The sequence below is a fragment of the Rhizobium rosettiformans W3 genome (assembly GCF_004912135.1).
Taxonomy (GTDB): Bacteria; Pseudomonadota; Alphaproteobacteria; order Rhizobiales; family Rhizobiaceae; genus Allorhizobium; species Allorhizobium rosettiformans.
The window spans coordinates 1-3812 of the sequence record NZ_STGU01000049.1 but is presented as its reverse complement, the minus strand read 5'-3'; the positions used below and the strand labels follow the sequence as shown (position 1 = coordinate 3812).

At 60.4% G+C, this 3812-nt stretch carries 2 protein-coding genes; both read right to left on the bottom strand.

Annotated elements, in window-relative coordinates:
* Positions 1-34 precede the first annotated feature (34 nt).
* Positions 35-3004: a Tn3 family transposase gene (locus FAA86_RS24100; protein ID WP_136543819.1), complete on the bottom strand. Its 2970-nt coding sequence runs from the start codon at positions 3002-3004 to the stop codon at positions 35-37.
* A 16-nt stretch (positions 3005-3020) separates the two neighbouring features.
* On the bottom strand, positions 3021-3626 hold the full coding sequence (locus FAA86_RS24095) for a recombinase family protein (RefSeq protein WP_003501158.1): 606 nt from the start codon (positions 3624-3626) through the stop codon (positions 3021-3023).
* Positions 3627-3812 lie beyond the last annotated feature (186 nt).

The following is a 3812-nucleotide window of genomic DNA, read 5'->3' as shown; positions in this document are numbered from 1 at the left end:
TGGGGCTCCGTGGGCATTTCTACATTAATACACGCTAAGGGAATTTGAAGTTGTTTGGATTGAAGCGGTTAGCCCGGATTGGCCTGAAGCGTTCGAGGGGTCGGTCAATTTCGTTCCAGAGGTAGTCGCCGGTGAGCGCGATATGCGCCCATGGTAGTGGTGCGACCTGGGAGAGCAGCTCGTCCGGAATGATAATACCCTGACTGCTGATATAATCGACAGCACGGCTGAGATAGACAGTGTTCCACAGGATGATGGCGTTGACGACGAGGTTAAGACCGGACGCGCGGTAAGCCATGGTTTCGGCGACGCGGTTGCGCAATTCGCCGAGCTGGTGGAGGAAGATGGCGCGTGCGAGAGCATGACGGCTTTCACCCTTGTTGAGGATCGCATGCGATCTGCGGCGCAGTTTCGTATCGAGCAGCCAGTCGCAGATGAAGATCGAGCGTTCTATCCGGCCCATTTGGCGCAGGGCCTGGTTCAGCCGGTTTTGTCGCGGCGACGCTGCCAGCTTCTTGAGGATGACGGAAGGCGGCACCAAACCTGCAGCGATCGAAGCCTTCAGCCGCAAGACCTCATCCCAGTGGTGCTCGACGACATCCATGTTGACGGTTCCAGCGATCAGCGCGTCGAGCGGTTCGTAAGCCGGATCGCGATCAATGACAAAGAGCCTGCGATTGCCGAGATTGCGGATACGGGGAATGAGCCTGTAGCCAAAGGCGTGGAACATGGAGAACGTCGTTTCGGTGGCGCCAGCGGTATCGGTTGCGTGCTCATAGATTTCGACGGAGCTTTCGTTGTGAAGGAGGCCGTCGAGAACGTAGGGGGCTTCGCCCTCGGATGCCTGGATCATGCGGGAGAAGAAGGAAGCAAAACGGTTGGACAGGAAGCCATAGATCGACGCCCCCGGTCGCTTGCCGTATTTTGCATTGTAGTCGAGGCTGGCTTCGCCACGCCCGCCAGCCGGAAAGAACTGTCCGTCCGAGGAGGAGATATGGCCGTCACCCCAGATCGCGGCAAAGGGATGGGCCTGCTGCGCATCGACCAGCACGGCGGTCGCCGTGGCGTAGGTTTCCGATCGCATATGCCTGTCCACCATCAGCATCATCTGGTGGATCGTGACGCCGCGTGAGCTTTCCGCCATACGTTCGGCTCCGGCATTGGTGGCGTCGGCAAGGATCGCTGCCATCAGCGCTGCCTCGTCGTTTGCCGTCTCACCGGTACGATAATGCGTGAAGCTGTCGAGGAATTTGGTCCAGCTTTGCACCTCGGCAAGCAGGCTGGTGATCCTGATCCGTGGCACCAGAACATATAGTCGGCGGCTGAGCGCGACGATGCTGTCGCGCTCCTCCTCGCGGATCGGCGAGATCGACAGGCCCTTGTCGGAAATCGCTGCATCCGGAATAGCATTGGCAGCCGCCGCCTTTGCCAGCTCTTTCAGCTTCGCATCGAGCGTGGCGGTCCGTTCTGCTCGCCATTCGGCAAAGCTGTCGGGGAGTGCGAGCCCGAGCCGCCCCTCGGCGCGCATCAGCTCGAAGATCGGCCGAGGCAGAAGATAATCCTCGAAACTGCGCCATGCCCGGCTGCCTTCGACCCAGATGTCACCGGCCCTCAGACGCTCTCGCAGGTGAACGAGGACCGCCACTTCCCAGGCGCGCAGGTCGATATCGGCACTGTTCGGGCGCACGCAGCGTCGCCATTTGCGGGTCAGAAAGGCGAGCGGCACCTGCGCCGGCAATTTCCGGCCGCCATAGAGCGCGCGCAGATGGTCCACTGCTACAAGGATCGGATCATCAGCACGAAACGACCGGAACGAGAACGTGCGGAACATCAGTCTGCCCAGCTTGCGCAACGATTTGTGCCGCTTGATGAGCTCGTCGAATTCGTTACTGCGATCAGGGTGGACGACAGATCTGGCTGCCGCCATGCTGGCGACCAATCCGTCCCAGCCGAGGGAGGCTGCGATCGCCGATGCAAGATCGGTTTTGCTCGCACGAGCGGCCAGAAGCGCCTCGCCGAGCTTGAGATGCTCAAGCGCCACCCCATCAAGAACCTCGGCCTCTTTTAGCCGGCGTTCCGTGCGGCTGATCTCGGCCTTGCGGCGGTTGCTCCCAATCATTTTGCAGAACATGTCGATCGTCAGGTCGGTGATCGACGCCTGTCTCTCGATGACGAAGGCGGCCAGCGTGGCGTAGCGACGTTCGGATGTCAGGCGTCGTATCTCCCGGGCATGCAGAATGCGTGCATCCCTGGCGATGATGCCGTAGCGATTGGCATGGATCGTCTTGCGACGGTCGTCGGGAATGGCGGCTGAGCGCAATACCTCGAGGCGGGCGATCAAGCCTTTGAGGTTCTTCAGCTTCGCCCCTTCAGGTGCTTCCGCAATCCAGCCAAGGTGGCTCCGATCGCCGGCCCGCTCAGCGAGGAGCTGATCAAGCGCCTCGATCGAAGGCTGCTCCAGATCCCGGATCAATTCGCGATAGGCTTGTCGACGCGCCGCCGCCCGGCCGGCCAGTGCCAGACGGATCAGCAGCTCCGGCATAGGAACGAGCAACTTTCGTTCCTTCAAGGCTTCGATCACGGCCTTGGCGATCGGCGCACCTTGTTCAGTGGCCGCCGCCTCGCGTGCCGCCGCCGTTATCAACTCGCGATAGTCACTCGTCCGGACAGGCTGAAGCTCCAGTGCAGAGACGATCTCGCGCGCGTGTTCCCGGCGCGTTTCGTCGCGCTGGGCGTAGAACTCGAACACTGCAGGGTCGATGCCCAGCTGGTCGGCGACAACAGAGACAACCGCCTGAGGTGGAACTTCGCCTATTCGCAGCAGACGGCCCAGATCACGCACCAGTGCGAGTTGGATCGCAAAGCCAAGCCGATTATGCGATCGGCGATGTTCCTTGACGAAGACAATATCCTCGGAAGTCAGTGCATAGCGCGCTTGCGCATCTTCATAAGCTTCGGGTGGTTCGAATAAAACGGCACGCGATTGCTCATCGAGAAACGCCATCAGCCACGGTCACTCGTCAAACTACGGTTTCGGGCGTGCCGGTCTTGCCGGGGCCTGTCCATCCAGTCCGCTTCAACGTGTCGATCAAGGTCGAGCGCGCCACCTTGAACGTCCGGCACACGGACGCCTTGCTGGCGCCAGCTTCCAAAGCAGCTAGAACCTGCTCGACCTTTTCCGCATCGATCGTTGGAGGTCTCCCGCCCTTACGGCCACGTCGGCGAGCCGCCGCCAGGCCGGCATTGACCCGCTCGGTGATCAGCACTCTCTCGTATTCTGCAAGCGAGCCGAACAGGTTGAACAGAAACGCGCCGTGCGAATTCGTGGTGTCGATCGCCTCCGTGAGAGATCGGAAGGCGACACCACGTTCCTTCAAATCCTCGACGATACGGATCAAGTGGGAGAGTGACCGGCCTAACCGATCTATCTTCCAGACGACCAGGACATCGCCTTCGCGCAATTCGCCGAGGCATGCCTTCAGACCCGGCCGGTCATCACGCGCTCCGGAAGCGCGATCCTGATGGAGATGGCGCTCATCGACCCCGGCCGCGAGCAGGGCATCGCGCTGCAAGGCAACCGACTGGCGCTCGTCACTACTCGATACCCGCATGTAACCGATCAACATGTGCGACAAACCTCAAATCAGGTGTTGCCGCACAGCCTAACATTCCGACAGGGTTTGTCGCGCAAAAAATGGCCCTATTGCGTGGCCAGTTTGCCCCGCGATCACGGTGAGCGGAAATCATGTGTTTCCCGTCACCTGCAAAATGCCCTTAGCGTGTATTAATGTAGAAATGACCACAGAGCCCCT